We start from the raw sequence: 5,516 nt of genomic DNA, 5'->3' as shown, positions 1-5,516 counted from the left end.
GCGCCCCCGCCCAACGTGCCACGACGACGAGCCAGGGGGCGGCCGACAGCACGAATCCGAGCCCCGCGACGCCCGCGGCGATCAGTGCGGCATCCGACAGGGCGCAGATGATCACGACAGCCCACACGTGCTCGCGGCGGATTCCCTGGCGCAGCACGAAGACGTTCTGCGCGCCGATGGCGACGATGAGGGAGAGGCCGAGTCCGAGGCCGGCGAGAACGGTGAGCATGGGTCCAGCCTAGGAACCGCCCACCTTGAAGAGAAGTGCAGATTCCTACCGAACCATTAGCATCGCTTATGTGAGGATCGACCCGGAACTCGCCGCCACGCTCGCCGCGATCGTCGACGAGGGCACGCTCGACGCCGCTTCCAGGCGACTGCAGATCACGCCGTCGGCGGTGAGTCAGCGCCTGAAGACGCTGGAGCAGCAACTCGGTCGGATCCTGGTCGTGCGTACGAAGCCCGCGCAGTTGACCGAGGCGGGGGAGGCCGTCGTCCGCCTAGCCCGTCAGATAGCTCTGCTCGAGCACGACGCGCTCCTCGGCGTGGGGATCGACGAGGTCGCGGAGAGCCGGCGGATCAGCATCCCGCTCGCCGTGAACGCCGATTCGATGGCGACGTGGTTCCTCGCGCCGCTCTCCCGGCTCGCGGCCGGCCACGACATCGACTTCGATCTGCACCGCGACGACCAGAACTTCACCGCCCGGCTCCTGGAATCCGGTACCGTGATGGCCGCGGTCACGAGCGAGGCCGCGCCGGTCGCCGGATGCTCGGTGTCGCCGCTCGGCGTACTCGAATACCGGGCGATGGCGGAACCGGGGTTCGCAGCGCGCTGGTTCGCCGACGGAGTGACGGCGGAGGCCCTGAGGGTCGCACCGTTCGTCGACTTCGACCGGCGGGACACGCTGCAGCACGAGTGGCTCCGGGCGATGTCCGTCAGCGAGGCGGGGGTGCCGCGGCACTACGTTCCGGCGTCCCATGACTATGCGCTCGCCGTCGGGCTCGGGCTCGGGTGGGGGATGGTCCCGCTCCTGCAGGAGTCCTCCGGGCTGATCCCGTTGGGCGGCCCGACGCTTCGGGTCCAGCTCTACTGGCAGCAGTGGAATCTGCGCTCGGAGCTGCTCGACACCATCGCTGCCGAGATCGCCGCCGAGGCGCGCAGGGTGCTCGGGGAGACGCCCGTCACTCCGAAGCGATCGCGTCCGGGCTCGCGCCCGAAGCGAGGGCGTGCAGCAGGCGGGTGAGGCTCCCGATGTCGGCGAGGCTCCAGTCCTCGAGCGTGCGGAGCAGCCGGCCTTCCTGAGGGAGCCGCGCGGCTGCGAGGCGCTCTTCCCCCAGGGGCGTGAGCTGCAGCAGGAAGGAGCGGCCGTCGGCGGGATCGGTCGAGCGTTCGACGAGATCGAGCTCCTCGAGCTCGCGCACCATCCGACTGACCTGCCCCTTGTCCAGCAGCATCCGCTCGGACAGCGACGACACCGTGACGGTCTCGCATCGCGCGATCGTGGTGAAGATCTTGTACGCGCCGGGCAACAGGCCGGGGCTCACGCGGTTGGCGTTCTCCGAGATCACGCGACGGAAATGCGTGATCAGTTCGCCGAACTCCGCCTCGAGGGCGCGGACTGCAGCGGCCCGCGCCTCGGGGGTGTCGGACGGGGGATCAGCGTCCGTCGGCGGCTGCATCGTCGTGGGCGTCGCGTGTGCGGCCGACGACGGTGACGGTGCCGGTCGTCGGTGCACCGGACAGCGCCGTGGCATCGGCGATCGCGACGTCGGCCGCGTCATCGACCGGGGTGGCATCGTCGTCTGCGGCGGCGTCCGACTTCGCCGCATCCGCGTGCGCCCGTTCGGTGGTCGTCATCGTGGTGAGCGGACGGTTCGGCAGGAACAGGATCGCGATGAGGCTGATCACCGCGAGCGGGATGCCGATCACGAACGCGTGCGAGATGGCCTGCGCGTAGAAGTCCTCGATGATCGAGCGCACCGGCTCCGGAAGCAGCCGGACCTCGGGCAGCGTTCCACTGGAGAGCTGCGCGGCGACATCGGCGCCCTTGTCGCCGAGCTGGGCGATCGCCGCCCCGATGCGCTCCTTGCCGTCGCTGAACAGGCTGGTGAGACTGTTCGCCAGTACGGCGCCCATGACCGAGACCCCGACCGTGCCGCCGAGGCTGCGGAAGAACGTCACGCCCGAACTCGCGACACCCATCTCACTCGGCTTCGCGACGTTCTGCACGATGAGGACGAGGTTCTGCATGGTCATGCCGACGCCGGCGCCCATCACGAACATGTAGATCGAGACGAGGGCGAAGTTCGTGTCGTAGTGCAGCGTCGACAGCATGACGGAACCGGCGATCAGCAGCACGGAGCCGAGGATCAGATAGCCCTTCCACTTGCCGAAGCGGGTCACGAGCTGGCCGATGACCATCGACGAGATCAGGAGCCCCGCCATCATCGGCAGGGTCATGAGGCCGGCCTCGGTCGGCGTGGCGCCACGGGAGAGCTGCATGTACTGCGCGAGGTACACCGAGGTGCCGAACATCGCGACGCCGATCGAGATCGATGCCAGCACCGACAGGGTGAACGTGCGACCGCGGAAGAGCGTGAGCGGGATGAGGGGCTCGCGGACCTTGAGCTCGACGATGATGAAGGCGATGGCCGAGACGATCGCGCCGCCGACCATGAGCACGGTCTCGGTGCTCCACCAGTCGAACGTCGAGCCGGCGTTCGTGATCCAGATGAGGATCAGCGACACCGCGGCCGAGAGCAGCACGATGCCGACGTAGTCGATCGAGACCTTGCGGGTGCGCTCGGTGCTGATATGCAGCGTCTTCTGCAGGATGATCAGCGCGGCCACGGCGAAGGGGAGGGCGACGAAGAAGTTCCAGCGCCAGTTCGCGACGTCGGTGATCCAGCCGCCGAGGAGCGGGCCGCCGACGGTGGCGACGGCCATCACGGCGCCGAACAGCCCCATGTACCGGCCGCGCTCGCGCGGGCTGATGATGTCGGCCATGATGACCTGGCTGAGGGCGGCGAGCCCGCCACCGCCGATGCCCTGGATGGCGCGGAAGGCGATGAGGGTGTTGGTGTCCTGCGCGAATCCGGCCGCCGCGGTCGCTCCGACGAAGATGACGATCGCGATCTGGATCAGGAGCTTGCGGTTGAAGAGGTCGGCGAGCTTGCCCCAGATCGGCGTGGAGATCGCTGTCGTCAGGAGGGTCGCGGTGATGACCCAGGTGTATGCGGCCTGGTCGCCGCCGAGGTCATGGACGATGACCGGCATCGAGGTGGAGACCACCGTGGTGGCGATCATCGAGACGAACATGCCGAGGAGGAGCCCGGTGAGGGCTTCGAGCACCTGGCGATGCGTCATCTTGACGGGGGAGTCCGTGGTCATGCGAGACCTTTCGCGGTCGGAAGGACGGATGCTGCGACAGCTCTGGCGCGCACAAGATGGTTGAACTGCGTCAACTATATGGGAATCGTTGATCTACGTCAACCATTGTGGCGGGAAATGCGGTGCGCGCGATGTGCCTCGGACGTGCGCGAAATCGCCTTGTTCTGGGGGAAGGCGTCAGTGAGGATGAGGGCACGGCGGGGATGCGGGGCCTCTGCGAGGCGGTCGTTCTCAGGCATTCACGCGATCGCCTGATTCCTGAGGGGGACTCCGATGGCTACCAAAGACACGCAGCGCAAGGTTCTCGCCGTCCTGGCGGGCGGACTCGTCCTCGGGGTGGGGGTGGCCGTCACACTCGCCGCGTGGAACGACTCCGAGTTCGCGAACGGGACCTTCACCGCCGGATCCTTCACGTTCACGGGCTCCACCGACGGAACGACGTTCAGCGAGCACGCGACCGACGACGCGGCAGCCTCGCTGACCTTCGAGCTCAACCCGACGAACCTCAGCCCGGGCGACGTGGTGTACGCGCCGTATGCCCTGCGTCTCGGCGGCACCTACGACGCCACGCTCGACGCCGTCGCTCCCGTCGGGGCAGGCGACTTCGTCACCGCGGGCAAGCTGACCTACGACGTCGTGTCGACGGGGACGACCTTCGGCTGCGACGAGACCGCGTTCGCCGCGGGAACCGCGGTACCTGCGACGATGACGCCGGGCACGGACGTCAACCTGTGTATCCAGGTCACCGCCGCCTCCGGTGCGGGCGGGATCGAGCAGGGCGACACGGGAACCGTCACATGGCAGTGGAACGCGACCTCGGTGCAGCCGTAGCGCCCACCCGCCGCTCGTTGCGCGCGTCCGTTCGCCCGCGGCCCTCGCATGCATTTCGGCGCGTGCGGGCCCTGCTCGCCGGCGGGCTGGTGCTCGGCGTCGGCGCGACGATGACGATCGCGGCGTGGACCGACCAGGAACTCGCGACGAGCACGGTCAGCGCCGGGAGCTTCTCGATCGCGTCGCGGTCCGATCAGGGGGCATTCGCGTCGCACGGACCCACCGAGACCGTGCTCACCGTGCCTCTCGACGCGACGGGCCTCTACCCCGGGGTGAAGAAGGCGGCGTATGTGCAGGTGCAGGCGTCGGGCACCCTGGGTGGCACGGTCAACCTCACCGCCGTCGCTGTGACGAACAACGCGGGCACGGCGCCGACCGGAGCGGACCTCGCGCTGCAGAACGCGATCAGGGTCAACATCGCCGTGGTCGCTGCACCCGCCAACTGCACGACGACGGCGACCGCGACGGCCGCTCTGACCGCGGTTCCCGCACTTCCCGCGCAGACACTCACCGTGACCCCGCTCAACACGATCACGTATTGCATCGTGCTCGAGCTGCCCTCAGATGCGACCGGAACGGCGCAGGGCGGCACCGTGAAACCGACCTGGACCTTCACCGGAAGCACGAGCTGAGAGACGACATGGCCACCATCGCACGCGGCGCCCGCGCAGTGGGACGCGGAGTGCGCGAGGTGCTGCTCACTCTGGCAGCCATCGGCGGTGTGATTTGCATCGTGCTCGTGATCATGGCCTTCACCGGTGGTTATTCGCTCATCATGTTCAAGACCGGGTCGATGGCGCCGACCATCCCTGCTGGATCCGTCGCACTCGTGCAGAAGATACCCGCTTCCGACATCGCGGTCGGTGACGTCGTGACGGTGGATCGGGATGCAGCCCTGCCGATCACGCACCGCGTCAGCGGGGTCGAGCCGGCGGATGCGGGCGACATGCGCACCCTCACCATGAAGGGTGACGCGAACGACGTCGAGGATCCGGCGCCGTACACCGTGTCCGACGTCCGCATCGTCCGTGGCTCGGTGCCCGCCCTCGCGAATGTCATCGTCTGGTTCGGCAGCCCGTGGGTGCTCGGCGGGGTCACGCTCGGTGCATCGCTGCTGGTCGTGTGGGCGTTCTGGCCGCGGAGGGAGCGCGTGGCGCCGGAGGAATCCTCCGACGACGTCGAGGGTCCAGCGGCTCCGGACGCGCTGGTCGCGGCGGGGGCCAGACGGAGGGATCGGCGCCCATGAGACGCCTGAGCGTCGGAGTCGTCGTGCTCTTCATGCTGCTCGGCTCGG

General features: G+C 68.5%; 7 protein-coding genes. 4 read left to right on the top strand and 3 right to left on the bottom strand.

Annotation, left to right across the window (positions count from 1 at the left end; genetic code table 11):
• Positions 1-229: LysE/ArgO family amino acid transporter (locus ACNPM4_RS16855; protein ID WP_448986448.1), on the bottom strand; the 229-nt coding region annotated here is incomplete at its 3' end.
• A 70-nt stretch (positions 230-299) separates the two neighbouring features.
• Between ACNPM4_RS16855 and ACNPM4_RS16850 the strand changes: the two genes are divergently transcribed.
• A complete protein-coding gene (locus ACNPM4_RS16850) occupies positions 300-1,244 on the top strand; it encodes a LysR family transcriptional regulator ArgP (RefSeq protein WP_029260997.1) in 945 nt (314 codons plus the stop codon).
• On the opposite strand, the gene ACNPM4_RS16845 is transcribed toward ACNPM4_RS16850, so the two are convergent.
• On the bottom strand, positions 1,183-1,680 hold the full coding sequence (locus ACNPM4_RS16845) for a MarR family winged helix-turn-helix transcriptional regulator (RefSeq protein ID WP_448986447.1): 498 nt from the start codon (positions 1,678-1,680) through the stop codon (positions 1,183-1,185). The genes ACNPM4_RS16850 and ACNPM4_RS16845 overlap by 62 nt on opposite strands.
• On the bottom strand, positions 1,658-3,391 hold the full coding sequence (locus ACNPM4_RS16840; protein WP_448986446.1) for a DHA2 family efflux MFS transporter permease subunit: 1,734 nt from the start codon (positions 3,389-3,391) through the stop codon (positions 1,658-1,660). Before ACNPM4_RS16840 ends, ACNPM4_RS16845 begins: the two co-directional genes overlap by 23 nt.
• Before the next feature lie 273 nt (positions 3,392-3,664).
• Between ACNPM4_RS16840 and ACNPM4_RS16835 the strand changes: the two genes are divergently transcribed.
• From ACNPM4_RS16835 to ACNPM4_RS16825, 3 genes are all read left to right on the top strand, one after another.
• The gene (locus ACNPM4_RS16835; RefSeq protein ID WP_262001297.1) at positions 3,665-4,222 is read left to right on the top strand and encodes a SipW-dependent-type signal peptide-containing protein; all 558 of its coding nucleotides are present in this window, start codon (positions 3,665-3,667) and stop codon (positions 4,220-4,222) included.
• 62 nt (positions 4,223-4,284) lie between these two features.
• Positions 4,285-4,854, top strand: a complete 570-nt coding sequence (locus ACNPM4_RS16830) for a SipW-dependent-type signal peptide-containing protein (RefSeq protein ID WP_448986445.1) — start codon at positions 4,285-4,287, stop codon at positions 4,852-4,854.
• Positions 4,855-4,862: 8 nt separating this feature from the next.
• A complete protein-coding gene (locus ACNPM4_RS16825) occupies positions 4,863-5,468 on the top strand; it encodes a signal peptidase I (RefSeq protein ID WP_448986444.1) in 606 nt (201 codons plus the stop codon).
• Positions 5,469-5,516 lie beyond the last annotated feature (48 nt).

It is taken from the genome of Microbacterium umsixpiens, from assembly GCF_053543675.1.
The sequence above is the reverse complement of the archived record's forward strand: the minus strand, read 5'-3'. Positions and strand labels throughout refer to the sequence as shown.